The organism is Mitsuaria sp. GD03876 (genome assembly GCF_029840635.1).
Taxonomy (GTDB): Bacteria; Pseudomonadota; Gammaproteobacteria; order Burkholderiales; family Burkholderiaceae_C; genus Roseateles.
Genome location: NZ_JAOCCU010000046.1, coordinates 23,891 through 50,138 on the forward strand (window position 1 = coordinate 23,891; position 26,248 = coordinate 50,138).

Sequence of the window (26,248 nt, forward strand, 5' to 3'; positions counted from 1 at the left end):
AGCGCTTTCAAGACTCGAGCATAGAGGCAGAGCGGGAGACGGTCAATTCAGGGATGGTCCGGAGGCGGGCCCGGTGAGGGCCCGTCGCCGGTCACTTCTCGGGGAAAGCCTTGCGCAGCACGTCGTACTGCGCCTTCGTGATCGGCATCATCGACCCGTGCCGCAGCTGGGCCGGCATCTCGAAGCGGTCCCATTCCTTGCGGCGCGAGTTGCCCCAGACCTCGACCCACGGCCCTTCGAGCCGCGGCGCCATCGACAAGCCATAGCTCGTGCCCGCGTACTGCTCGTAGTACAGGTACCAGTCGATGCCATTGGGCGCCCGCACCAGCGTCGGTGCCTCGCGGAAGGCCGGGCTCAGCGCGGGGCCGGGCTCCGGATAGGGGCCGAGCAGCTCCTTTGCGCAGCTCATGCGGATCGTCTTGCCGGTGGTCCAGATGTACGACGGATAGCGCTCGTCCTTGATGACGGCGCAGTAGCCGCCTTCCGGATTCGCGATCAGGAAGGTGTCGATCGTCGCGATCTCCCACGGGAACAGCCGCTTGGGCGGCGCGTCGAAGCGCCGCAGGTCCGGCGACAGCGCGTAGAGCGTGCGCTGGCTCGACCAGTAGCGCTCCGGGTCCTCCGGCACGCCAGGCACCGTGGCGGTATGCCACAGCACGATGAACTGGTTCGACGGCTTGTCGAAGTAGAGCTTGGGCGCGCCGATGCGCTGCATCGCGTTGGGCAGCCCGGCGACCTGGGACAGGTCGGGCCGGTAGGTGCCGAAGGCCTGCCAGCGGACCAGGTCGTCGGAGACCCAGAAGCGGATGTCCGGATCGTCGTCGCTCTTGTTGCCGACCAGGTAGAAGCGGCCGTCCGGCCCCTGCGCGATCGACGGATGGCCGTGGTACTCCTCGTTCACCGCCTTGCCGCCGTTGAGCTTCGTCCAGTGCAGCCCGTCCAGGCTGACCGCGTAGTGCAGCACGCCGTAGCGCGCGTCGGTCATGTGGGCGAAGAGGTAGGCCTCGGGGCCGGTCCGGGCGAGCGCGGCCGCGCTGGGCGGCCCGGCCGGGTGCGCCGGATTGGCCGCGGGCGCGGCCTGCGCGGCGGCGTTGCCGGAAGCGGCCATCGCCGCCAGGGTCAGGATCGCGCCCGCGAGCGCCCGGATGCTTCTCATCGTTGGTCTCCTTGAATGCGCTGCTGAATCGATCCCGACCGCTCAGCGACCGCTCAGGGCGCCGAGATCGCCCACCGCTGGCAGTCGCCCCCCAGCCATTCCCATTGCTGGACCTTGGCGCCGTTGGTCGTCGCGCACGCGTCCACGTCGAGCACGCGGCCGCTGTTCTTGTTGACGAAGCGCCAGTAGCCGGCGCCGACGTTCTCGATGCCCCAGCGCTGCGTGCCCGCGTTGTTCGAGGTCCACTGCCGCACCTGCGCGCCCATCGCCAGCGAGGCGTCCTGCACCTCCAGCTTCAGGCCGCTGTTGACCGAGGTCAGCTCGAAGAAGCCGTCGGACGTCGCCGTGACGTTCCAGCGCTGGCAGTTGGCGCCGCTGTACGGCCACTGCTGCACCAGGGCGCCGGCGGCGGTCGAGCAGCCCGCCACGTCGAGCGCCTGCGCGCTGTGCTTGGCGATCACCTTGTAGGTGCCGTTGGCGACGGTGTTGGGGCTGACGCGCTCGAACTTCCAGCGCTGGCAGTCGCCGCCCAGCCAGGTCCACTGCTGCACCTTGGTCCCGGCCGTCGTCGAGCAGCCGTCCACGTCCAGCACCAGGTTGCTGTTCTTGTTGATGACGCGGTAGTAGCCGTCGCCGACCGGCTCGATCCGCCACTTCTGGCAGTTGTTGTCGGCCACCGTCCAGGTCTGCACCTTGCCGCCGGTGGCGGTGGAGCAGCCGTCCACGTCCAGCCCCTGCCCGCTGTGCTGCGCCGTCAGCGTGTAGTCGCCGTTGCCGGTGTTGGTCACGCGCCAGCGCTGGCAGTCGCCGCCGATCCAGCTCCACTGCTCGATCTGCGTGCCCACGGCCGTCGAACAGCCGCTCACGTCCAGCACCTGGCCGCTGTGCTTGGCCACGAGGCGGTACACGCCGTCGGCGACTGGGTGGTTCAGCGGCGCGCTGGCGAACTGCACGCGGCAGGCGATGTTGGCCATCTGCAGCACGCGGGTCCCGTCCGCCGACGGCAGCAGCTGGCTGCTGTAGTTGGAGCAGGGATCGGTGCCGAAGTTCGGCGTCACCAGCGGGGCCGCGGCCTCGGTCCAGGCGCCGGTGCCGCCGTTGGTGTTGACCATGTAGATGCGGCCGTTGACGTCGTCGTTGATCGCGTTGCCGGCGTTGCGGCCCACGATCTGGCCGATCAGCAGCAGCCGGCCCTGCGGGCTGCCGTCATTCATCCACGACACCGTCGGCGCGTGCGAGAAGTGGTTGCCGGCCGTCGACTCGACGCGCGTGCCCATGTTGCTCGCGGTGCCCCAGCCGCTGCCGTTGGACGAGCCGCGGATGTACACGTCGCAGCTGCGCGAGCCGCAGATCTCGTAGCTCATCACGTAGCTGCCGTTGGGCAGCTTGCGCACGATCGGCATGCCGGGGCGCAGGTCGCCGTTGTCGCTGATGCCCACGTCGATCGTGTCGCCGCTCCAGCTCACGCCGCCGTCGGTCGAGACCCGGTGCGCGATCAGCTGGTTGAAGCCGCCCGACTTGTACTCCTCGCTCGAATAGAACATCAGCAGCCGACCGGCGCTATCCACCGAGAACTCCGGTTCCCAGGTGCCGGTGCCGCCGGTCACCGCGATCGCGTGCGAGGTCCAGCTGCGGCCCACGTCGGTGCTGCGGTAGATGCGGATCTGGTACGCGCTGCCGTTGCGCGTCGTCGTCGCCCAGAACAGCGTGCCGGGCGCGGTCGAGCCGAGTTGCTGCGGCACCTCCCACAGCGCGCTGCAGCAGTGCCAGGGCTCCGGCACGGTGACGCTGCCCACCTGCGCCCAGGTCGCGCCCTGGTTGGTGCTCTCGTAGATCAGCGACTGGCTGCCGCCGAGGTCGTAGGACGCCAGCAGGCGTCCGTTGGCGCCGCCGCTGGCGGCCAGCCGGATCATCCGCGGATAGAAGCTGTCCTGGTTGCCCAGGACCGTCTCCGCGGCGTGCGCCGACAGGCCCATCCAGGCCGTCGCCGCCACCATCATCGCGAGCAGCCAGCGCCACCCACTCCAAGCGAACTTGCTCATGCGTGTCTCCTAAGGGCGGCCCACGGGGCCGCGTGCTGTCGTCGTCGATCGGCGTTGGCAAGCGGCGCCGGTCAGGGAATGGGGCGGCTCTGCGTCCGCCTCCGGGTCGGGTCGTTCCCGCTCAGCGGGAGGCCGCGGGGGCCGGCGGCGCGGGCGGCGGCGGCACGCCGTCCACCAGCGCCTTGTTGGCCTTGGCCACGCGCTCGAAGTCGAGCTTGCGCACGCGGCGGTCGTAGGTGAAGAAGCCGTTGAGCTCCTCCTCCACGTCCGTCGTCTCGGTGTAGATCGCGGCGCTCAGCCCCTTGTCGATGCGGAAGCCGCGCAGCTTGTCGACCTGCGCCACGTAGGCGTCATTGATCGCCTGCGGGGTCTCGTACAGGTGGTAGCAGCACTTGGACTCCGGCCGGTACATGTGGCCGGGCACCTTCAGGCTGTTGCCGCCGTACTCGCCCAGCACGGCGATGCGCCACGGCTGGTACTTGGGCACCGCGGGGCCGGGGTAGTCGTGCAGGTCGATCAGGTCGCCGCCGCCCTCGTCGTGCGGCGCGAAGTTGATGCCGGAGTGCGCGTTGATCAGCCGCGTCGGGTCCATCGCTCGGAACTGCGCGGCCATGCGGCGGTGTTCGAAGTCGCCCCACGACTCGTTGAAGATCACCCAGGTCACGATCGACGTCGTCGAGCGCAGCTGGTCGACGATCTCGCGCCACTCGACCTCGGTCTTCGCGCGCACCGCCTTGTCGGTCTCGGCGTCCCAGGCCTGCGGCATGTCCTGCCACACCAGCAGGCCCAGCTTGTCCGCGTAGTGGAACCAGCGCGCCGGCTCCACCTTGATGTGCTTGCGGACCATGTTGAAGCCCAGCTTCTTGGTCTCCTCCAGGTCGAAGCGCAAGGCCGCGTCGGTCGGCGCGGTGTAGAGGCCGTCGGGCCAGAAGCCCTGGTCCAGCGGGCCGAACTGGAACACGAACTTGCCGTTGAGCATCGGGCGCGGCACGCCGTCGACCATGCCCACCTCGATGCTGCGCATGCCGAAGTAGCTGTCGACGCGGTCCACGACCTTGCCGTCGCGGCGCAGCGTGACCTTCAGGTCGTACAGGAAGGGGTCGTCCGGCGACCACAGCCGCGGCTGGGGCACCGGCAGCGACAGCGCGCGATCGGCGGCGCCGGTGACGCGGCCCACCACCTGGCCGTCCTTCAGCGCGACGGCTTCGACTTGCAGGCCCTTCCCGCCGGTCTCGCCCTTCTCTCCCTTCGCGGACGGCGCGCCCTTGCCGGCCGCGCCGGTGCGGACCGTCAGCGCCAGCCGCTGCTCGCCGACGACCGGCGTCGCGTCCAGCCGGGCGACATGCGCGGGGCCGACCGGCTCCAGCCAGACCGTCTGCCAGATGCCGGAACTCGGCGTGTAGAAGATGCCGCCCGGCTTCAGCGACTGCTTGCCGAGCGTGCCGTCGTTGGTGCTGGGGTCGAAGGCGGCGACGACCACCTCGTTGCGTCCGGCCTTGAGCATCGGCGTGATGTCGAAGCTGAAGGACGTGTAGCCGCCCTCGTGCTGGCCGACGCGCGTGCCGTTGACGTAGACCGTCGCGAGGCGGTCGACCGCGCCGAAGTTGATCCGCACGCGGCGGCCGGCCCAGGCGGCGGGCAGGTCGAAGCTCCGGCGATACCAGAGGTTCAGTTCGCCGAGCCGCTCGATGCCGGACAACGCCGATTCCACCGGATAGGGGACGCGCACGCGCTCGGGCGTCGCGGGGAAGCGCGGCGCCGAGGCCGGCGGCACGCGGGCATCCGGCGCGGACTTGCCGCCCCAGTAGTCCCACTGGCCGTTCAGGTTGAGCCAGTCGGCGCGGACCAGTTGCGGGCGTGGGTACTCGGGCAGGGGCACGGGCGCCTTCATCGCCTCGTCGAACCAGGGCGTGGTCAGCCGCGCGTGGGGCTGCGGCGCGACGACTGCTTGCGCGTCCTGCGCGGGCTGCGCCGAGGCCGGCGCGATCAGGGCCGACAGCGCGGCGGCCGCGACGCAGGCCGCGGCGTTCAGGGCGGAAAACTTCGATGACATCGATCGGGTTCCTCGTTGTTCCGATGAAGGGACGGGCGATGGCCGCGGCGGCGACGGGCCGCGGCCGGGCGCCCGGGTCAGGGTCGTCGCGACGGGCGACCGTGCCACAGCACCATCACGCGCTGCAGGCCGCAGAACAGGCCCAGCAGCGCGCCGATGACGATGCGGGTCCACCACGAGCTCAAGGTGCCGTCGAACAGGATCAGCGTCTGGATCAGGCCCAGCATCAGCACGCCGGTCAGCGCGCCCAGCACGTGGCCGGTGCCGCCGCTGAGCAGCGCGCCGCCGATGACGACGGCGGCGATCGCATCCAGCTCCAGCCCTTGCGCATGCAGCCCGTAGCCGGACAGCGTGTAGATGCCGAACAGCACGCCGCCCAGGGCGGCGCAGCCGCCGCTGACGGCGTAGACGCCGATGCGGGTCGCGGCCACCGGCAGGCCCATCAGCCGCGCGGAGGTCTCCTGGCCGCCGAGCGCGAAGACCGCGCGACCGAACGGCGTCGACCGCGACACCGCCACCGCGAGCGCCAGCACGGCCAGCGCGCAGACGGCGCCCGGCGTGATCTCGCCGAGCGGGCCCAGCGACCAGCGGGCTTGCGACCACGCGGTCAGCGTGGGGTCGGCGATCGGGATCGAGTCCAGGCTCAGCAGGTAGCACAGGCCGCGCGCCAGGAACAGGCCGGCCAGCGTCACGATGAACGGCGGGATCGCGAAGACATGGATCACCGCGCCCATCAGCGCGCCGAAGGCGGCGCCGCCGAGCAGCAGCAGCGGGATCAGCACCAGCGGCGACAGGTGGGCGCGCTCGACGCCCAGCGCCAGCAGCATCGTCGTCAGCGCGACGACCGACCCTACGGACAGGTCGATGCCGCCGGACAGGATCACGAAGCTCATGCCGACGGCGACCACCAGCAGGAAGGCGTTGTCGATCAGCAGGTTCAGCAGCACCTGGCTGGACAGCAGGCCCGGATAGGCGGCCGCGCCGCCGAGCGCCGCGACCACCAGCAGCAGCACCGAGGCCCAGCTGGGCAGGTCGCGCGCATGCACCAGCGTCGACCACGAGAAGGCGGGGACGGGACGCGCGCTCATCGCGGGCCTCCTTCGGAGGGGGCCGGCTTCGAGTCGGCGAGGGTCGATGTCGAGGTCGACACGGCGCGTCGGCGCTGCCAGCGCTCGCGCCATCCGCGCCACACCGGCGCCTGGCTGATCGACACCGCGAAGACGACGGCGGCCTTCACCACCAGCGTCACCTCGGGCGCGATGCCCAGCGCGTAGATGCTGGTGGTGAGCGTCTGGATGATCAGCGCGCCCAGCAGGCTGCCGCGCAGGCTGAAGCGGCCGCCCAGCAGCGACGTGCCGCCGAGCGCCACCGCCAGGATCGCGTCGAGCTCCAGCAGCAGGCCGGCGTTGTTGGCGTCGGCGCTCTTGATGTTGGCGCTGATCATCAGCCCGGCCACGCCGGCGCACAGGCCGCAGGCGATGTACAGCGCCAGCAGCAGCCCCGCGGCCTGCACGCCGGCCAGGCGCGCGGCGGCGGGATTCGCGCCGCTGGCCTGCACGAACAGGCCGAGCGCGGTCCGGTGCTTCAGCAGCCCGAACAGCGCCGCGACGCCGAAGGCCAGCCAGGGCGCAAACGGCAGGCCCAGCAGGAAGCCGCTGCCAAGGAAGAAGTAGGGGTCGTGGTAGATCGTGATGATCTGGCCGTCGGTGATCAGCTGCGCGATGCCGCGGCCGGCGACCATCAGGATCAGCGTGGCGATGATCGGCTGGATGCCGCCGGCGACGACCAGCAGGCCGTTGAACAGGCCGCACACCGCCGCGGCGCCGAGCGCGCCGAGGATGGCGGTCGTCATCGGCATCGACGCGCCCTCGCGCGTCACCAGCGACGCCGCGACGGCCGCCGCGATCGCGACGACCGCGCCGACGGAGATGTCGATGCCGCGCACCGCGATCACCAGCGTCATGCCCATCGCGACGACCATCAGCGGCGCGGCGCGGTTCAGGATGTCGATCAGCGGACCGTAGGCGTGGCCGTCCTGCCAGCGCAGGCTGAGGAACTGCGGATTCAGGATGGCGTTCAGCGCCCACAGCGCGAGCAGCACGTAGGCCGCATGCCGCGCGCCGGCATGGTGGTCGGCGCGACGGCGGACCGCTCGCGCGGACTTGTCGCCGGCGGTGGCGCGGGGGATGCGCGCGGCGCTCATGGCAGGGTCTCCGGCAAGCGGGAAGTAACCGGCGCGCCGGCCGCGTCGTTCGGGCCGGCGGCGGGCTGCGCGCCGGCCATCACGTGGAGCAGGCGGTGCTCGTCCAGGCCGCGGGCCTCGAGGTCGGCGACCTGGCGGCGCTCGCGCAGCACGGTGACGCGGTCGCTGGCGCGCAGCACCTCGGGGAGTTCGGAGGAAATGAAGATCAAGGCCATACCCTGGCGGCACAGCGTCAGCACCTGGTCCATCAGGTCTTGCTTGGCGGCGATGTCGATGCCGCGGGTGGGTTCGTCGAGGATCAGCAGGCGCGGCTCGGTGGCGAGCCAGCGGGCGAGGATGGCCTTTTGCTGATTGCCGCCGGAGAGCAGTCCGATGGGGGTTTCCGCGTCGGCGGTCTTGATGCCGAGTTGGGTGATGAAGCGATCGGCCAGTGCGCGTTGGGCGGTGGCCGAGAGGGTGCGGAGGATGCCGCGCCGCGCCTGCAGGGCGAGGACGATGTTCTCGCGGACGGACAGTTCGGCCACGATGCCGTCGACCTTGCGTTCCTCGGGACAGAAGGCCATGCCGGCGCGCACGGCGTCGCGCGGACCGCGCAGGCGGACGCTGGTGCCGTCGACGCGGATCTCGCCGGCATCGGCGCGATCGGCGCCGAACAAGAGACGAGCGGTCTCGGTGCGTCCGGCGCCGAGCAATCCGGCGAGTCCGAGGACTTCGCCGGCCCGAACGTGCAGCGAGATGTCGTCGACGGCGCCGCGACGGCCGAGGTGACGAGCCTCGAGCAACGAGGTACTCACCGCACCGCCTGCTTTTTCGTCGAAGGGCTTGTGGGTGGTGGAGGCGGAGGGTTCCGGTGGCCTTGCGAAGGAATGTGGAGCCTGCGACACGCCTGACTGAGCGGGGCCACCGGAACCCTCTGCCTCGCGCTCGGTGGCGGAAGCGATGGCAGCGGTGGCGGTGGCGGTAGCGGTGGCGGTGGCGGTGAAAGCCCGCCCCAACATGAGCCCCACGAGCGCCATGCGCGGCAATTCGGAGGCGAGGTATTCCCCGACGAGTTCGCCGTTCCTCAGCACCGTGAACCGGTCCGCGACCGCGTAGGCCTGGTCGAGGAAGTGGGTGACGAGCAGCACCGCGACGCCTTCGCCCCGGAGCTGGCGGACCATGGCGAGCAGCCGTGCCGTTTCCGCCTCGTCGAGCGACGAGGTCGGTTCATCGAGGATGAGCACCCGGGCGCGTTGATGGAGCGCGCGGGCGATGGCGATCATTTGCTGGACGGCGACGGGGTAGTCCCCGAGGGGCCGCCGGACGTCCGCCGCGATGCCGAGCCGGCCGAGCGCCCTGGCGGCTTCTTCCCGCACGCGCGGCCAGTCGATCGCCACCCCGCCCCACCGCCGCGGGAATCTTCCGGCGAGGACGTTCTCCGCGACCGAGAGATTCGGACAGAGCTGCACCTCCTGATGCACGACCGCGATCCCGGCCCGCTGCGCTTCCAGCGGCGAGCGGGCCGCGAAGGCCGTGCCGTCGAGCACGATCTCCCCCGCGTCCCGGTCCTGCACGCCGGTGAGGATCTTGATCAGCGTGGATTTCCCCGCGCCGTTCTGCCCCATCAGCACCTGCACCTCGCCGGCGCGCATCGTCAGCCCCGCGCCGGCCAGCGCGGGCACGCCGCGGAAGGCCTTCGCGACGCCGCGCGCCACCAGCACGGGCGGCGGGCCGGACTCGACGGTCGATCCCGCCATCAGTATTTCCGCTTGGGCAGTTCCCTGGCGGCGACTTCGGCGGGGAACACGCCTTCCTCGGTCACGATGCGCCGCGGCACGGTCTTGCCGGCCTTCAGGTCCTTCACCGTCTGCATCAGCTGCGGCCCCAGCAGCGGGCTGCACTCCACGGTCACGTTGAGCTTGCCCGCGACCATCGCCTGGAACGCGCCCTTCACGCCGTCGATGGAGATGACCAGGATGTCCTTGGCCGGCTTGAGCCCGGCCTCCTCGATCGCCTGGATCGCGCCGATCGCCATGTCGTCGTTATGCGCGTACAGCACGTCGATGTGGCGGCCCTCGGCCTTCAGGAAGGCCTCCATGACCTCCTTGCCCTTGGCGCGGTTGAAGTCGCCGGTCTGCGAGCGGACGATCTTGAGCCGCGCGTCGGCCTTGATGCCTTCCTCGAAGCCCTTCTTGCGGTCCAGCGCCGGCGCCGCGCCGACGGTGCCCTGCAGCTCGACGATGCGGATCTCCTTGCCTGCCGGGCGGGACTTGACGTTGTCCACCAGCCAGCGCGCCGCGCGCCGGCCTTCCTCGACGAAGTCCGAGCCCATGAAGGTCACCCACAGGCTCTGGTCGGTTTCCTGCACCGTGCGGTCGGTCAGGATCACCGGGATGCCGGCGGCCTTGGCCTCGCGCAGCACCGTGCCCCAGCCGGTCTCCACCACCGGCGACAGCGCGATCACGTCGACCTTCTGCGCGATGAACGCGCGCAGCGCCTTGATCTGGTTCTCCTGCTTCTGCTGCGCGTCGGCGAATTTGAGCTCGATGCCGGCCTCCTTGGCCGCGGACTTGATCGAGGCCGAGTTGGCGGTGCGCCATTCCGATTCGGCGCCGATCTGGGAGAAGCCGAGGACGATCTTCTTGTCGGCCGCCATCGCGCCGGGCACGAGGCCCAGGCCGCCGAGCGCGGCGATCGAAGCGGTCGACAGGGCACCGAGGACGAGACGGCGGCGTGCAGCCGGACGAGCCTGACGCATGGGGACTCCTTGAACGAAGAAAAAGGGGCGCCCCGCCGCGCGCTCCGGGGAGCGCGCGGACAAGGATCGCCTGGGAACGCGGCGCCCCCGAAGGCGCCGCGACGGAGCGGGTCACCGGCCGCGCCCGCGGCTCACGTCGCGGGGCGGTCCGGTCCGGGGGTCAGTACTTCGCGTTGAAGCTCAGGCCGTAGAACTTGTCGTCCGACCGGATGTCGTGCGGGAAGCTCTCGTTCTGGAAGTAGCTGTAGTACTTGGACCCGGTCAGGTTGTTGGCGTTGAAGCTCACGCTCAGCTTCTCGTTGAACGCGTAGCCGATCGCGAAGTCCAGCCGGCCGTAGTCCTTGACCCGGTTGTAGGTCGGCGGCACGCCCGGATCGCAGGCGGCGACCGGCATGTTGTTCTCCGTCGACGGGGCCAGCAGGCAGCCGAACGAGCCTTCGTTGAACTTGCTGCGCCAGGTGTAGGTCAGCCGGCTGGTGATGCCGTACTTCTCGTACAGCAGCCCGGCGTTGAAGCTGTGCTTGGACACGCCCAGCAGCGGCTTGTTGTACAGCGGGTCGGTCTTGGTGTTGACCTTGCTGTCGGCCAGCGTGTAGTTGCCGAAGACGCCCAGCCCGTTGAACGCGCCCGGCAGGAAGTCCAGGAAGTACTGGCCGCTCAGCTCCAGGCCCTTCAGCGTGGCCTTGCCCAGGTTGCGCGGACGGCTGATGTCGTACTCGACGCCGTCGATCACCTCCGGCGCGGTGCTGCGCACGACGCGGTTCTTCAGCGTGCGGTAGTAGACGGCTGCCTGCAGGTAGCTGCCCTTGCCGAAGTACTTCTCCACCGACAGGTCGTAGGCCGTGCTGGTCTGGTCCTTCAGCTGCGAGTTGCCGCCGCTGCCGCTGGGGCGGATGTTGGCGTTGGTCGGGATCGAGTAGGTCAGCGACGGGTTCAGGTCGCCCAGCGCCGGGCGCGACATCGTCATGCCGGCGGTGGCCCGCACCAGCAGGTTGGGCGCGACCTCCAGCTTGGCGCTGGCGTTGGGCAGGAAGCGCGAGGTCGACGACGACGCGCTCTGCGGCGTGATCACGTCGTTGACCCGGCCCGCGCCGCTGATGTCGCGTTCCATCCGCACGAAGCGGCCGCCGATCACGCCGTCCAGGCGCATGCCGCCGACCTTGGTTTCGTAGTGCGGCTGCACGTAGGCGGCGTAGGTCTTCTCGTCGGAGTCGTAGTTGTTGAGCGGGTCGTAGGCCGGGTCGCCGAGCGCGCCGCCGTACAGCGCGCGCAGCACGTCGGTGTTGTCGCGCAGGTAGTCCGGATTGGGCGTCATCCACGGCGAGCAGCCGTTGATCTGCGGGATGCAGTTGGGCGCCTGGATCAGGAAGTTGCTGGGCAGCTGCGTGGCCGAGCTCACCAGCGTGTTGCGGTTGCCGCCGGGGGCGTTCGGGCCGCCGGGCGCGTTGGCGCGCCAGTGCGATTCGCGCTTGGTGACGCGGGCGCCGAAGTCCACCGAGGTGATGAAGCCGTTGAGCTCGTAGTTGCCGCTCAGCGCCACCGCGTCCTGCTTGGACTTGGCGCGGTTGATGTCCTGGAACAGCGAGTTGGCGAAGCGGAAGTCCGTGGCCTGGCCCAGCGGGTTGCCCGGCATGTTGGTCGTGCCGTAGCCGCCGTTGTTGATCACGATGTCGACCTGGCTGATCTGCTTGCCGATGTCGACGATGATGTTGCGGTTGCTGTTGGACGACTCCATCCGCGACACGTCGAGGTTCATCGACAGCGGACCCGAGTTGTACTTCCAGCCGCCGGCGAGCACGCGCTGGTCGGTCGCGCTGGTCTTGGCCTGCGTGCTGGTCAGGCCCGGCACGTTGTTGAAGGTCGCCGAGATGCCGTTGCACAGCCGCTGGATCGGCTGGCCCGACGGGCCGAGGAAACCGGCGCCGTCGACGTGCGCGTCGAAGCAGTCGGTACTGGCCTTCGGGTTGGTGATGTTCTGCGCCGCGAAGATGTCCGAGAAGATGAAGAAGGTCGCGAACTTCGCGCGATAGCCCGCGTACAGGCCGTCGACGTAGAACTCGTTTTCCTGGTTCGGACGCCACTGGAAGGATGCGTTGACCTGCGGGCGCTGGTAGTTGCCGGTGTCGGTCAGGCCGCCGACGCAGGTCGGCAGCACGATGCCGGGCGCTCCCGGCGGGCCGTTGGTGCCCGAGCGCGGATCGCAGTTGAACGAGATCGGCCGGTTGAACTTGTGGTCGGCGTAGGAGATGTCGATCAGGCCGCCCATCTCGCCCGCCGGCGTGTTGGTGCGGTAGGAGCCGAGCACGCCCAGCTTGGAGCTGATCTTGTCGGCATAGTCGCCCTGGCTCGCGCGGCCGTTGACCACCAGCGTCAGGCCCTTGGCGAACTCCAGCGGCTTGCGCAGCTTCAGGTCGATCGCACCGGCCACGCCGCCTTCGACCAGGTTGGCGCCGGCGGACTTGTAGACGTCGGCGCGGGAGATCGCCTCCGCCGGCAGGTCCTGGAACGCGAAGCCGCGGCCCACGCCGGTGAACATCTCGCGGCCGTCGACGGTCGTGATGATGTCGCCGATGCCGCGGATCAGCGGGTTCACGATCTCGTTGTTGAAGTTGACGACGGTCTGGATGCCGGGCACGCGCTGCAGCGCCTCGGCCACCGTGTTGTCGGGGAACTTGCCGATGTCGTCGGCGACGATCGATTCGACGACCTGGTCGGCGTCGCGCTTGGTCTGCACCGCCGCCGCGCGGCTCGCGCGCTGGCCGACGATGACCACCTGTTCCAGCTTGGTGCCCGCGGCGCCCGAGGCCGCGGTGTCCGGCGCCTGGGGCGCCTGCGGCGCGGTCTGCGCCAGGACCTGCTGTCCGGCCAGGCACAGCGTCAGGCACGCCGCGGCCGAGATCGGCGAGAGCCGGAGGGAATGAGGGAGTCGAGTCATTGTTGTCTCCAGGGGCCTCGTCGCCGGGCACCGGTCGGGGGACCGCGCCCGGCTCGGGCCGGGTTTTAATACAAACAACTTTTCTTGCAATATTCGGCGAGATTCGGCGTCCGCCGGCACCCGTCGCGTGCCTGCCGCCGCCCCGGCGCGGCGGGTTCTCCGCCGGGCCGGTTCCACGGTGAGCCGTGGATAACCGTCCTCGGATGCCACCGTCGGCGGGCTGACCCGCGACGGACTTTCAGGACCTTGGCATCCGGTTTTTCTGATTATTCACAAATTAATTCGTTATAAACCTAGCGCAAACCATGAGAGACGGCGGCTTGTGCCGTCGGCGCCACGTCCGCGTGGGTCGAGGGGCCGCCCGGAGCGGCGCCCATGAAGCGCGACTCGCGCTCCAGCAGCCGGTTGATGCGGGTCTGGCCCTTGGCGAGCGTCGCGTCCATCGGCTCGCCGGAGACCACGATCGAGGCCAGCGTGTCGCCCAGCAGCCCCATCACGCGCGACTGCCGCGCCACCGTCGCGGGCAGCCCGGTGCCGTGCGCCGCGACCGGGCCGAGCGCGGCGCGCATCGGCAGCGCCTTGAAGGCCGCGCTGTCGACCGCCGACTGCCGCGCGGGCAGTTGCCCGGTGCGGGCCCAGGCGAGGCTCTCGTCGTTGAGGAAGCGCAGGAAGCGCAGGCCCGCCTCGCGCTCCGCCAGCGTCTGCCGCGGGTTGCGCAGCATCACCCAGGTGTGGCTGTCGGCCCAGGTGCCGGGCTGGCGGAACAGCGTCGGCTCCGGCAGCGCCTCGTACTGGCGGCTCAGCGGATTGCCGGGCCGCGCGGCGCGCGCGTTGAGCTCGCCCAGCAGCCAGGTGCCGTTGGGCATCACGCCGCCGGCGCCGGCCATGAAGCCCTGCAGCGCGGCGCTGTAGTCCATGTGGCGGGTGGACAGCCCCTCGGCGTAGATCGTGCGCATCAGCTGCACGGCCTCGCGCACCGCCGGCGTCGTCAGGTCGATCGCTTGGTCCCCGCGCGGGAACAGCGAGCCGCCTTGCTGCGCCACCAGCCCCAGCACCGAGCGGGCGAAGAAGCTGGGGTCGTTCAGCGTCAGCCAGACGAAGTAGGGCTTGCCGGTCGCGCGCTTGAAGGCGCGCGCCTGCTCGAGCAGCTCCCGCGCCGAGCCCGGCAGCTTCGCCTGGCCCTTCGCGTCGACCAGCCCGGCCTGCTTCATCAGCCCGAGGTTGATGTGCCACAGCATCGCGTGGCTGTCGTAGGGCAGCGCCACCACGTGGCCGCCCAGCGTCACGCCATGGCGCGCGTGCGGCGTGAAGTCGGCGACCGGCACGCCGTCGCGGGCGAAGCCGTCCTCGAGCGGCTGCAGCAGGTCGCGCTTGGCGAAGTCGCCCAGCACCGAGGCATGCATGATCGACACGGTCGGCAGGTCGCCGCCGACGATGCGCGCGCCCAGCTGCTGGTAGTAGGCCGAGTGCTCGACCACCTGCGTGTCGACGCGGATGCGGCCGGCCTCGCGGGCGTTGAAGCGGTTGGTGAGCGCGGTGATGATCCCGCACTCGCTGCTGGCCTGGGACGGGTCGGTGACCTGGCCGTACTCGGCGTCGCAGCTGCCGAAGAAGCGGGCCAGCGTGATGTGGACCTCGCCGCCCTGCCCTTGCGCGGCGGCGGGGGCGCCCGCCAGCGCGAGCGCGCCGAACGCGGCTGCGGCGGTGGCGACGCGGCGCAGCGCGACCCGCAGTCCGGCGCGTGGCGCGGCGCGGCGGGCGTGGTGGAGAGCGTCGTGGCGGACGTCGTGGTGGACGTCGTGATGGGACTGGCGGTCCGTCATGCCGGTTTCCCTCCCGCGACGGCGGCGACGATGTGCCGCTGGAAGAAGGCGTAGAGCACCAGCACCGGCAGCGCCGCGAACACCGCCTGCGCCATCAGGAAGCCCAGCCCCTCGGACTGCGCGAAGTTGGTCTGCGTGGCCGCCAGGCCCAGCGTCAGCGTGTACATCTCGGGACGGGTCGCGGAGATCAGCGGCCACAGGTAGTCGTTCCACGCGGCCAGGAAGCTGAAGATGCCCAGCGTCGCCTGCGCCGGCAGCGTCAGCGGCAGGATCACGCGCCAGAAGATCTTCCAGCGCGAGGCGTTGTCCATCAGCGCCGCCTCCTCCAGCTCGCGCGGGATCGCCTTGAAGAACTGCGTCATCAGGAACACGCCGAACGGCGCGGCCAGCCGCGGCAGGATCAGCCCGGCGTAGCTGTTGTGCAGGCCGAGCTCCGCGAAGATCCGGTGCAGCGGGATCACCACCGCCGGCTCCGGCACCGCCAGGCCCGCCAGCGCGAGCGCGAAGGCGACGCGCCGGCCGGGAAACTCGCAGCGCGCGAAGCCGTAGCCGGCCAGCGACGAGATGAAGAGGACCAGCGCCGTCTGCGCCAGCGCGACCACGCAGCTGTTGAGCACCCAGCGGAACACCGCCGGGTTGGCCAGGATGTCGGCGTAGTTGCGCAGCGTGAACGGCGTCGTGAGGATCGCGTCGGTGCGCTCCATCAGCACCGCGTTCGACTTCAGCGACAGCGTCAGCACCCACGCCAGCGGCAGCATCCACAGCAGCGCCAGCGCGATCGCGGCGCCGAGCAACACGCGGTCCCAGGGACCGTTCTGCCAGACGCGAGCGCTCATGACGACGCTCCTTCGCGGCGTTCGGCCCAGCGCTGGACGGACACGCCCAGCACCATCAGCACGAACAGCAGCTGCGCCGCCGCGGCCGAGTAACCCAGCGCCCATTGGTCGAAGAGCGCCTCGTAGATGAACATCACCAGCGTGCGGGTGCTGTTGTTGGGGCCGCCGTTGGTCAGCAGCTGCGCCTGGCCGAAGACCTGCAGCTGGCCGATCACCTGGATGATGGCCACCATCACCAGCGTGCGGCGCAGCGCCGGCAGCGTGATGAAGCGGAAGCTGCGCCAGCGGCTGGCGTTGTCCAGCGCGGCGGCCTCGTAGAGGTCGGGCGGGATCTGCTGCAGCGCCGCCAGGATCAGCATCATCGGCAGCCCGATGCCCCACCACAGCGTCACCAGCGCGATGAAGGGCAGCGCGAGCGATTCGTTGCTCAGCGGCGCGAGGTCGGGCAGGCCCATCGCCGCCAGGCCCTGGCTGAGCAGCCCGCGGTCGGGCAGCAGCACCAGGCGCCAGATCAGCGTGACCACCGTCACCGACAGCACGTTGGACGCGAAGAAGATGCCGCGCAGCCAGGCGCCGGCGCGGCCCGGGCGGTTCAGCACCAGCGCCAGCGCCAGGCCCAGGCCGACGAAGGCCGGCGTGCACATCGCGGCGAAGAAGACCGTGTTCAGCGCGCAGCGCAGGAACACCTCGTCGCGCGCCAGGTCCAGGAAGTTGGCCAGGCCGACGAACTGGCCCTTGCCGGTCAGCAGGTCCACCGCGTGGAAGGACAGCCAGAAGCCCTCCAGCACCGGCGCCGCGAGCAGGCCCAGGTAGCAGACCGCGAACGGCGCGACGAAGGCCCAGCCCACCCAGGCCGGGCCCGCCATCGCCGGGCGCTCCAGCGTCGCGGCGCTCATGGCGCCTCCGCTTCGGCGGCGATGTCGATGCGCGCCGGCTCCGCGTGGTGCGCGAGGCCGTTGCCGTCGAAGACATGCAGCTGGTCGAGGTCGGGCCGCAGGCGCACCGCCTCGCCCATCGCGAACGAGCGGTTCACCGGCACCTCGGCGACGACGACGGCGCCGTCGCCCAGGCCGATGTGCGCGAGGCTGCGCTCGCCCAGGCGCTCCAGCAGCTCGACGCAGCCGGCGATCGGTCCGTCCTCGGCCAGGCGCAGGCCCTCGGGGCGGATGCCGATCTCCAGGCGACCCGTCATGGCCGCCGCATGCGGGCCTGTCGCCGGCACCTGCGTGCGCAGCGCCGCGCCGGAGGCCAGGCGGACCGCGACGCGGCCGCCCTCGTCGTTCAGCCGCTCGACCGGCAGGAAGTTCATCGCCGGGCTGCCGACGAAACCCGCGACGAAGCGGGTGCGCGGGCGTTGGTAGATCGCCATCGGCGGTCCGGCCTGGTCGATGCGCCCGCCGTTGAGCACGACGATGCGGTCGGCCAGCGTCATCGCCTCGACCTGGTCGTGGGTGACGAAGACCATCGTCGCACCGAGCCGCTTGTGCAGCCGGGCCAGCTCGATGCGGGTGCGGTTGCGCAGCTTGGCGTCGAGGTTGGACAGCGGCTCGTCGAACAGGAAGGCCTTGGGCTCCTTGACGACCGCGCGGCCGATCGCGACGCGCTGGCGCTGGCCGCCGGACAGCTGCGAGGGCTTGCGCTGCAGCAGCGCGTCGAGCTCGAGCATCCGCGCGGCTTCCTCGACGCGGCGGCGGACCTCGGCATCGGCGATGCCGAGGTTGCGCAGGCCGAAGGCCATGTTGTCGAACACGCTCATGTGCGGGTAGAGCGCGTATTGCTGGAAGACCATCGCCAGGCCGCGGCGGCCGGGCGGCAGCGCGGTCACGTCGGTGCCGCCGAGCAGGATGCGGCCGCCGGAGACGCTCTCCAGACCGGCCAGCATGCGCAGCAGCGTGGACTTGCCGCAGCCCGACGGGCCGAGCAGCACGATGAACTCGCCGGCCCGGATGTCGAGCGAGAAGTCGGGAATGATCTCGACGGCCCCATAGCGCTTGGCCACGCCCGCGAAGGTGATGCTCGCAGTCATACGTCTCCTGCTGGGCGCCTGCTGTCGCGGCGCCTCTGGTCTCTCTGAATCAGCGGTCGACCCGCGCGCTCATCGCTTGCGGGCGCCGAACTCGCGCAGCAGCTCGGCCTCGCGCGCCCGGTACGGCGTGCCGTCGGTGTGCAGCACGTCGTGGAACCAGACCAGCGGCGGGTTGATCGTGTACGGCCGTTGCCAGGAATCCCACGGCATCTTGGTCTGGCTCTTGCCGTCGACGAAGCCCCAGTTCAGCATGCCCACGTCCTCGCGCCAGGCGATCGGCAGCGCCACGTCGAAGGTCGAGCCCAGGCTGCGCGCCATGTACTCGGTGCAGATCAGCGGGCGGCCGTAGGACTGCAGCTGCCGGATGCGGGCCTCGAATTTCTCGGGCCAGTTGTAGTCGTGGAAGCTGACCACGTCGGAACAGGCCAGCTGCGCCCGCTGCACCGCGTTGAGCTCCACCGAGTCCGGGCCCCAGTCGTCGCCCAGCCACAAGCCGCTGGTCAGCGGCTGCGACGGCCGCTGCGCCCGCGCCCAGTCGAAGGCCTGCGGGATCAGCTCGGCCACCAGCGCGATCTTGTCCTTGGCCTCGCGCGGCAGGTAGTAACCCATGCCGCCGCCCTGGTTGTCGGGCTCGTTCCAGATGTCCCAGTAGGTGACGCGCGGATCCTGGCCGTAGGTGCGGACGATGTCCTCGACGTAGGCGCGCAGCGCGGGCCAGGTCGAGCGGTCGGCCAGCTGCGTCGCCGACGGGCTCTGCACCCAGCCGGAGTTGTGCACGCCGGGGATCGGCTCGCGCTGCGGGCCCAGCTGCGGATGCGGGTCCCAGCAGGAGTCGAACAGCACGAACATCGTCTTGATGCCGTGGCGGTCGGCGATGTCCAGGTACTGGTCGATGCGCCGCTTGAAGCCGGCGGCATCCTGCGCCCACAGCAGGTCGTGCAGGAACACGCGCATCGTGTTCATGCCCAGGCCGGCGGCCCAGCCCAGCTCCAGCTCGACCCGCTCGGGATCGAAGGATTCGGCCTGCCACATGGCCAACTGGTTGATGGCGGACGCGGGCACGAAGTTGGCGCCCAGGGCGCGCGGTTGCGCCTGGAACCAGGCATGCGCCTGCTCGGGCGTCCAGCGGACGGGAACGGAAGTCGGATTGCTCATGGTCGTGTGAGGAGGGTCAGGCCTGGCCGGCCGTCGGCGGCGACGGCGTCGAGGGCGCGGCAGGCGTCGAGGGAGACATCGAGGACGGCGGCGACGGTGCCTCCTCCGATGCCGACGTGGGGAGGAAGCGGTAGGTCAGGCGATGGCGGTAGACCTCGCCCGGGCGCAGCACCGCGCCGGGCTGCGGCCATTCGGGGTGATGAGGACTGTCGGGCAGGGCCTGCGGCTCCAGCGCCAGGCCGGCGTGCCGCGCATGCGGGCGGCCGTCGCGGCCGGGTGTCTGCGGCAGGAATTCGCCGGCGTAGAACTGCAGCCCCGGCGCGCTGCTGTGCAGCGCCAGGCCGAGCCGGCCGTCCCCCGAGCGCAGCACCGCCGCGACCGGCGAGACCCCGCCCGCGGCGGCGGCCGGCGCCTCGGGCGCGTCCAGCAGCCAGCAGTGGTCGTGGCACGCCGGCTGCGTGTCGAGCCGGCGCAGCGCCTCCAGCGCCTCGCCGATGCGGCGCGGGCGGCGGAAGTCGAAAGGCGTGCCGTCGACCGCGGCCTGCTCGCCGGTCGGGATCAGGTCCGCGCGCACCGGCAGGTAGCGCGGCGCGTTGATCCGCAGCTGCTGGTCGAGGATGCCCCGCTCCGGACCGTCGAGGCTGAAGTAGGCGTGGCTGCTGAGGTTGACCAGCGTCGGCGCGTCGGTGCGCGCCTCCAGGCTGACGCTGACCGTCAGCGGCGCCTCGATCCGGTAGGTCACGCGCACGTCGACCTGGCCGGGGAAGCCCTGGTCGCCGTCGGGCGAGCGCAGGCCCAGCTCCAGCACGTCGTCGTCGTGCCGGATCAGGGTCCACAGGTGCCGATGGAAGCCGCGCGCGCCCCCGTGCAGCTGGTTGGGGCCCTCGTTCGCGTCGAGCGCGAAGGTCCGGCCGTCCAGCGCGAAGGACGCGCCGGCGATGCGGTTGGCATAGCGGCCGACGATGGCGCCGAGGTACCCCGGCTGGACCAGGTAGTCGGCGGGCGTGGCGTAGCCGAGCAGCACCTCGCGCCCCGGGCCGGCCTCGCCGTCCAGCGGCACGACGCAGGACATCCAGGCCGCGCCGGCATCGGTGACGCGCAGCGAGAGGCCGGCCGGCGAGCGCAGCGTGAAGGCGCGCGGCGCGCTCATGCGAGCAGACCCGCGCCGTCGGAAGCCGCGCAGACGTGCACCTCGGCGGCGCGGCCGTCCGGCGAGCGGTAGCCGCGTTCGACCGCGGCGCGGATCTCGTCGACCATGCCGCGCGGCGCCAGCGCGATCACGCAGCCGCCGAAGCCGCCGCCGGTCATCCGCGCGCCGCCGTGATCGCCGATGACGTCCTGCATCAGCGCGGCCAGGGCGTCGATGGGCGGCACGGTGATCTCGAAGTCGTCGCGCATCGACCAGTGCGACTCGCGCATCAGGCGGCCGATCTCGGCCAGGTCGCCGCGGCTCAGCGCCTCGGCCAGGCCGGCGCAGCGGCGGCTGTCGGAAATGATGTGGCGCGCGCGGCGGCGCACCACCAGGTCCAGCGAGCCGCCCAGCCGCGACCACAACGCGTCGTCGACATCGCGCAGCGCCTTCACGCCCAGGCCGCGCGCGGCGGCCTCGCATTGCTGGCGGCGCAGGTTGTATTCGCTGTCGACCAGGCCGCGCTGGATCTTGGAGTCGACGACCAGCACCGCGATGTCCTCGGGCATCGGCACCGGCTGGACCTTCAGGCTGCGGCAGTCCATCAGCAGCGCATGGCCCTTGACGCCGAGCGACGACGACAGCTGGTCCAGCACGCCGCAACGGCAGCCGGCGTAGACGTTCTCGGCGCGCTGGCCGGCGAGCGCCATCGTCGTCGGCGGCAGCGTCCAGCCGCCCAGCGCCGACAGCGCCTGGCCGATCGCCATCTCCAGCGACGCCGACGAACTCAGCCCCGCGCCCTGCGGCACGTTGCCGGCGATGGCCAGCGTCGCGCCGCCGACCGCATGGCCCTGCTCGCGCAGCACCGCGACCATGCCCTGCACGTAGCGCAGCCACTGCGGGCTGGCCGACACGTTGGCGGCGTCGCCGACGCGGAAGCGGCCGAGGGCGCCGACGGCACCGGCGCCGCCCGCGTCGCCGCCCAGGTCGCAGGCCAGCACCTCGACGACGTCGTCGTCCCGGCGCGACGCGGCCACGACGGTGTCGCGGTCGATCGCGCAGGGCATCGCGAAGCCCTCGTTGTAGTCGGTGTGCTCGCCGATCAGGTTGACCCGCGCCGGCGCGCGGCTCAGCCGCGCCGGCGAAGCGCCGAAGGCGCGCTCGAAGCCTTGCACCGCGCGTTCGCGCGGCGTCGTCGGGGTGTCGTGGCTCATGCGCCCTCCGCCTGCGCGGCGCGGCGCGCCTGCCGGTAGTGAATGTCGTCGCTGACCTCGCGCAGCCGCTGCGCGGCGGTCTCGGGCGTCAGGTCGCGCTGCGCCTCGCCGAGCATCTCGAAGCCCACCATGAACTTGCGCACCGTCGCCGAACGCAGCAGCGGCGGATAGAAGTGCGCATGCAGCTGCCAGTGCCGGTTCGCGTCGTCGTCGGGCACGCCCGCGCCATGCGGCGCGCCGTGCCAGCCCATCGAGTAGGGGAACGAGCACTGGAACAGGTTGTCGTAGCGCGTCGTCAGGCGGCGCACCGCCTCGGCCAGGTCATCGGCCTGCGCCGGCGTCATCGTGTCCAGGCGCAGCGTGTGGGCCTTGGGCAGCAGCAGCGTCTCGAACGGCCACGAGGCCCAGTACGGCACGACGGCGACCCAGTGCCCGGTCTCGACGATCACCCGCTCGCGCGCGGCCAGCTCGTCGCGGACATACCGCACCAGCAGCGGCTCCCCGTGTCGGGCCAGGTACTCGCGCTGATGCGTGTCGGCCAGCACGGCCTCGTCGGGCAGCTGGTCCAGCCCCCAGACCTGGCCATGCGGATGCGGGTTGGAGCAGCCCATCGCCGCGCCCTTGTTCTCGAAGACCTGCACCCACCGGTGGCGCGCGCCCATGTCGGCGGACTGCGCGCTCCACGCGGCCACGACCGCGCGAAGCTCCGGCAGCGACAGCTCCGGCAGCGTCCGCGCATGGTCCGGCGAGAAGCAGAGCACCCGGCACTCGCCGGCGACCGGCATCGCCTGCATCAGGTCCGCGCCGGCGAGGTCGGGCGGCGCGAGGCGGTCCTCGTCGCCGTGGGCCGGCTGCAGCGCGGCGAAGTCGTTGGTGAAGACGAAGGTGCCGGTGTAGGCCGGGTTGCGCTGGCCGTTCGCGCGGACATTGCCGGCGCACAGGTAGCAGTCCGGGTCATGCGCCGGCAGCGCGGTCTCGTCGACCTGCTCCTGCGCGCCCTGCCAGGGCCGCTGCGTGCGGTGCGGGGACACCAGTACATGGCGGCCGGTCAGCGGATTGCGGCGGCGGTGGACGCGGTCGGGACGGTCGGCGCGTTCGCCTTGCCCGTCAGGGGATGCGGGGTTCATGGCACCCATTATCACGAATGGATTTGTTATTAATGATCCGTCTTTACCCTAGGGCGTCAGAGGAACGGGGCGATCCGCATAAACTCGCGAATCTTTTTGCGGCAGGGGAGCGCGCGATGGTGGAGGTCTCGGGCAGCCGGGTCTTGATGGTGGAGGGGGACGCGGCACTGGCGGTGGCCAAGGCGCTGGCCTCGGACACGCGGCAGGCGATGCTGGGCCTGCTGACGCACCAGGTGCTGAACGTGTCGGAACTGGCCTCGGCGATGAACCTGCCGCATTCGACGGTCAGCTTCAACATCAACCAGCTGCAGGCGGTGGGGCTGGTGTCGGTGGAGGTGGAGCCTGGCACCCGCGGCCAGCAGAAGCTGTGCTCCAAGCGCTACGACGAGGTGCGGCTGCGGCTGCCGGGCGCGGCGATCGAGTCGCGGCCCAACGTCATCTCGATCAGCATGCCGATCGGCAGCTACCGCCATGTCGAGGCCAAGCCCACCTGCGGCCTGGTCAGCGAGACCAAGATCATCGGCATGCTGGACGACTCGCGCTCCTTCTTCGAGCCCGAGCACGTCTACGCGCAGCTGCTGTGGTTCGGCGGCGCCGGCTACGTGGACTACGCCTTCCCCAACAACCTGCCCTACGGCGCGGTGCCCAGCCACCTCGAGCTGTCGATGGAGATCTGCTCCGAGGCGCCGCAGTTCAACGAGGACTTCCCCTCCGACATCACGCTCTGGATCAACGACAAGGAGATCGGCACCTGGACCAGCCCCGGCGACTACGGCGGCAAGCCCTCGCTGCTGATGCCGAGCTGGTGGCAGGTGGACCGCACCACGCACGGGCTGCTCAAGCAGTGGAGCGTCGGCGAGAAGGGCTCGATGATCGACGGCGTCGCGCTGGGCACGGTGAAGATCGCCGACCTGGACCTGCCCCAGACCAACCACATCAAGGTGAGGCTGGGCATCAAGGAAGACGCCCGCAACCGCGGCGGCCTCAACCTGTTCGGCCGCAAGTTCGGCAACTACCCGCAGGACATCGTCATGCGGATCGCGTTCGACTTCCCGCGCGGCCACGGACCGGACGCGGTCGGCGCCGACGCGTCCGCCTCGCCGCGACCGCGCGAGATGCGCTGAACCGCTCCGCCGCCGGCGGATCTCGCTTTTCCGCAGCCGCCAACCCCCTCGTTAATAACAAACATACTTGTTATTAACGACGGATCCGGTCTACCATCCGCGCCGATCCCACCCGGGGCGCGGCATGAGGCCGTGCCGATGCGGCGGGACGAGGAGACCGTCCCCATGCATCCAGACACGGACGCGGACCTGCCGCGCCGCCGTTGGCTCGGGCTGGCCGCCGGCCTGGGACTCGCGGGCGCCGCGATGTCGACCGGCTGCGCCACGCGCGCCCCAGCCGCTTCCGCCGCCACTCCCACCGCTGCTTCCACCGCTGCTTCCGCCGCCAAGCCGGCCTCCAACCCCGGGACCGCCATGTCGGGCACCTTCACCAATCCCGTGCTGCCGGGCCGCGAGGCCGGCGATCCGTTCGTCGTCTTCCACGAGGGCGCGTACTACCTGACCGCCACCTTCGATCCGAACGGCGGCGTGTGGGTCTACCGCTCCGAGCGGCTGAGCGACTGGCGCCAGGCCGAGCGCCAGAAGATCTGGAACACCGATTCCAGCGGCCCGCGCAGCGCGATGGTCTGGGCGCCGGAGCTGCACCACCTGAACGGCAAGTGGTACCTGTACTTCACCGCGTCGGACCAGGTCGACGCCAACCACCGGCACTACGTGCTGGAGGCCGACCATCCGATGGGGCCCTACCGCGACCTGGGCCGCGTGCACCTGGCGCATGAGCGGTACTCGATCGACGGCTCGGTGCTGAAGCTGGCGGACGGCCGGCTGTTCTGGATGTATGCCGACTCGGGCCTGTGGATCGCGCCGATGGCCAGCCCGGCCAAGGCCGTCGGTCCCGGCGTGCGCATCGTCCAGGGCGAGCACGACTGGGAGCGCGGCTGGCACAAGGTCGACGGCCGCTGGCAGCCGCAGGCCAACGACTACTGGATCGAGGCGCCGCAGCCGCTGTACCGCGGCGGCCGGACCTTCGTCGCGTACTCGGCCGGGCACACGGCGGCGGTGTACTACCTCGGCCTGCTGGAGCTGACCGGCCAGGACCCGATGGATCCCCGGAGCTGGACCAAGCATCCGAAGCCGGTCTTCGGTCCGACCGAGCCTGCGGGCGGCGCGCCCGGCGTCTTCGCGCCGGGGCACAACAGCTTCACCACCTCGCCGGACGGCACCGAGGACTGGCTGGTCTATCACGCCAAGGACAGCGACGGCAACGACGCGCACGGCCGCACGATGCGGATCCAGCGCTTCGGCTGGACCGCGGACGGCCGGCCCGACTTCGGCCGCGCGATCCCGTCCGGCGTGGCGCAACGCAAGCCCTCCGGCGAAGCCTGAACCGGGAGATCGCGATGAACACGATGAATGCGATGGACACGACGCACGCGATGAACATCCCGTCCTCGATGGACGAGTCGTCGGCGCCCGGCGGCGCGCGGGCCTGGCGCTCCGCCCTCCTCGCCGGCTGCCGATCGGTCACGACGGCGCTCGGCGCGCTGCTGCTCGGCGCGATGCTGGCCGCCTGCGCCGGCTGCGGCGGTGGCGGCGGCTCCGCCGGATCGCCCGCGACGCCGGCCGCGCCGGGCACCCCGGGCGCGGGCGCCACCGCGCTGCTCGACGCCAACGCGCCGACCTTCTACCCGCGGCTGATCCGGCTGAAGCACCAGTCGGACGCGTCGCTGAACGGCGCGCTGCTCGCCAGCACGATCAGCTTCGAGGGCGACAAAGGCCAGGGCCGGCTCTTCGTCAGCAAGGACGACGGCACCAGCTTCCAGCTCCAGGGCACGGTGAGCGACACGGCCTGGGCCAAGGGGCTGTGCTGCGGCTCGGTCTTCGAGCTGCCGTCGGCGGTCGGCGTGCTGCCCGCCGGGACGCTGTTGTGGTCGGCCTCGGTCGGCCAGGACACGCCGGGCAAGGCGATGGAGCACCCGATCTACCGCAGCAACGACGGCGGCAAGACCTGGAATTTCCTGGCGCGATGCGGTGTCGGCAACAAGCCGCGCGGTGGCGAGGGCACGGGAATCTGGGAACCGGAGTTCCTGGTCGCGCGCGACGGGCGGCTGGCCTGCCTGTACTCGGACGAGACCGATGGCACCGCGGCGGGCGCGTCGCAGACGCTCAAGCTGATGAGCACCGCCGACGGGACGACCTGGACGGCGCCCAAGGTGATCGTCGACGCGGTGAAGCCGAGCGACCGGCCCGGCATGGCGGTGACGAGCCGGCTGGCCGACGGGCGCTACCTGCTGACCTACGAGCACTGCAGCACCGCGGGGCTGGATTGCCGGGTGGCGATCAAGTACTCGGCGGACGGCCTGGACTGGGGCGATCCGGCGGTGCGCGGGGCGGAGCCGAAGACGTCCGATGGGCGCTTCTTCCGGCACACGCCGACGCATGTGCAGCTGGCCACGCGGCAGCGGATCGCGCTGGTGGGGCAGCTGCTGTTCAACGGGGCCGGGCAGATCGACGTGGCGGGGAACGGGAAGACGGTGTTCCTGAGCAGCACGGCCGATGGCAGCGGGACCTGGACGACGCTGGAGGCGCCGGTGAAGACGAACGCGCCGGCGCAGTCGAACTGGTGCCAGAACTATTCGTCGCCGCTGCAGCCGAGCGCCGATGAGAAGCGGCTGATCATGCTGGCCAGCGACTTCGAGACCAACGCGAGCGGGCAACAGGTGTGCCGCACGCGGTTCGGGAGCGTGG

General features: G+C 71.0%; 19 protein-coding genes. 3 read left to right on the plus strand and 16 right to left on the minus strand.

Translation table 11 applies throughout. The features are described 5' to 3' along the window. Nucleotides 1–91: 91 nt before the first annotated feature. The 16 genes from N5D62_RS22940 to N5D62_RS23015 all read right to left on the minus strand — a co-directional run bounded on the left by N5D62_RS22940 (nt 92) and on the right by N5D62_RS23015 (nt 22,436). On the minus strand, nt 92–1,156 hold the full coding sequence (locus N5D62_RS22940; RefSeq protein ID WP_279760255.1) for a hypothetical protein: 1,065 nt from the start codon (nt 1,154–1,156) through the stop codon (nt 92–94). Nucleotides 1,157–1,209: 53 nt separating this feature from the next. Next, a complete protein-coding gene (locus tag N5D62_RS22945; RefSeq protein WP_279760256.1) occupies nt 1,210–3,198 on the minus strand; it encodes an RICIN domain-containing protein in 1,989 nt (662 codons plus the stop codon). A 121-nt stretch (nt 3,199–3,319) separates the two neighbouring features. Beyond that, the gene (locus N5D62_RS22950; RefSeq protein WP_279760258.1) at nt 3,320–5,251 is read right to left on the minus strand and encodes a sugar-binding domain-containing protein; all 1,932 of its coding nucleotides are present in this window, start codon (nt 5,249–5,251) and stop codon (nt 3,320–3,322) included. Between the two features lie 77 nt (nt 5,252–5,328). Further along, nucleotides 5,329–6,339, minus strand: coding sequence for a galactofuranose ABC transporter, permease protein YjfF (gene yjfF, locus N5D62_RS22955; protein WP_279760260.1), 1,011 nt, complete (start codon nt 6,337–6,339; stop codon nt 5,329–5,331). Beyond that, on the minus strand, nt 6,336–7,454 hold the full coding sequence (locus N5D62_RS22960) for an ABC transporter permease (RefSeq protein WP_279760261.1): 1,119 nt from the start codon (nt 7,452–7,454) through the stop codon (nt 6,336–6,338). The genes yjfF and N5D62_RS22960 overlap by 4 nt, the downstream gene beginning before the upstream one ends. After that, nucleotides 7,451–9,190, minus strand: coding sequence for a sugar ABC transporter ATP-binding protein (locus N5D62_RS22965; protein ID WP_279760262.1), 1,740 nt, complete (start codon nt 9,188–9,190; stop codon nt 7,451–7,453). Before N5D62_RS22965 ends, N5D62_RS22960 begins: the two co-directional genes overlap by 4 nt. Then, a complete protein-coding gene (locus N5D62_RS22970; protein WP_279760263.1) occupies nt 9,190–10,191 on the minus strand; it encodes an ABC transporter substrate-binding protein in 1,002 nt (333 codons plus the stop codon). The genes N5D62_RS22965 and N5D62_RS22970 overlap by 1 nt, the downstream gene beginning before the upstream one ends. 160 nt (nt 10,192–10,351) lie before the next feature. Continuing rightward, complete coding sequence (locus N5D62_RS22975) at nt 10,352–13,126, minus strand: TonB-dependent receptor (protein WP_279760265.1); 2,775 nt, start codon at nt 13,124–13,126, stop codon at nt 10,352–10,354. Nucleotides 13,127–13,419: 293 nt separating this feature from the next. Next, nucleotides 13,420–14,949, minus strand: coding sequence for an extracellular solute-binding protein (locus N5D62_RS22980; protein ID WP_279760266.1), 1,530 nt, complete (start codon nt 14,947–14,949; stop codon nt 13,420–13,422). Then, complete coding sequence (locus N5D62_RS22985) at nt 14,946–15,785, minus strand: carbohydrate ABC transporter permease (protein WP_279760268.1); 840 nt, start codon at nt 15,783–15,785, stop codon at nt 14,946–14,948. Before N5D62_RS22985 ends, N5D62_RS22980 begins: the two co-directional genes overlap by 4 nt. After that, a complete protein-coding gene (locus N5D62_RS22990; protein ID WP_279760269.1) occupies nt 15,782–16,681 on the minus strand; it encodes a sugar ABC transporter permease in 900 nt (299 codons plus the stop codon). Before N5D62_RS22990 ends, N5D62_RS22985 begins: the two co-directional genes overlap by 4 nt. Further along, entirely contained in the window at nt 16,678–17,811 is a 1,134-nt protein-coding gene (ugpC, locus tag N5D62_RS22995) for a sn-glycerol-3-phosphate ABC transporter ATP-binding protein UgpC (RefSeq protein ID WP_279760270.1), read from the minus strand. Before ugpC ends, N5D62_RS22990 begins: the two co-directional genes overlap by 4 nt. A 69-nt stretch (nt 17,812–17,880) precedes the next feature. Beyond that, a complete protein-coding gene (locus tag N5D62_RS23000) occupies nt 17,881–18,966 on the minus strand; it encodes a hypothetical protein (RefSeq protein WP_279760271.1) in 1,086 nt (361 codons plus the stop codon). 16 nt (nt 18,967–18,982) lie between these two features. Beyond that, nucleotides 18,983–20,116 (minus strand): galactose mutarotase, encoded by a 1,134-nt coding sequence (locus tag N5D62_RS23005; protein WP_279760272.1) that lies wholly within the window; start codon nt 20,114–20,116, stop codon nt 18,983–18,985. Further along, a complete protein-coding gene (galK, locus tag N5D62_RS23010; protein ID WP_279760273.1) occupies nt 20,113–21,309 on the minus strand; it encodes a galactokinase in 1,197 nt (398 codons plus the stop codon). The genes N5D62_RS23005 and galK overlap by 4 nt, the downstream gene beginning before the upstream one ends. Continuing rightward, complete coding sequence (locus N5D62_RS23015) at nt 21,306–22,436, minus strand: UDP-glucose--hexose-1-phosphate uridylyltransferase (protein ID WP_279760274.1); 1,131 nt, start codon at nt 22,434–22,436, stop codon at nt 21,306–21,308. Before N5D62_RS23015 ends, galK begins: the two co-directional genes overlap by 4 nt. A gap of 116 nt (nt 22,437–22,552) precedes the next feature. Between N5D62_RS23015 and N5D62_RS23020 the strand changes: the two genes are divergently transcribed. The 3 genes from N5D62_RS23020 to N5D62_RS23030 form a co-directional block, all read left to right on the plus strand. Further along, the gene (locus tag N5D62_RS23020; protein ID WP_279760276.1) at nt 22,553–23,560 is read left to right on the plus strand and encodes a helix-turn-helix domain-containing protein; all 1,008 of its coding nucleotides are present in this window, start codon (nt 22,553–22,555) and stop codon (nt 23,558–23,560) included. 165 nt (nt 23,561–23,725) lie between these two features. Next, a complete protein-coding gene (locus tag N5D62_RS23025; RefSeq protein ID WP_279760277.1) occupies nt 23,726–24,886 on the plus strand; it encodes a glycoside hydrolase family 43 protein in 1,161 nt (386 codons plus the stop codon). A 14-nt stretch (nt 24,887–24,900) separates the two neighbouring features. Further along, nucleotides 24,901–26,248 (plus strand): sialidase family protein (locus tag N5D62_RS23030; protein WP_279760278.1); only part of this gene is annotated, 1,348 nt, incomplete at its 3' end.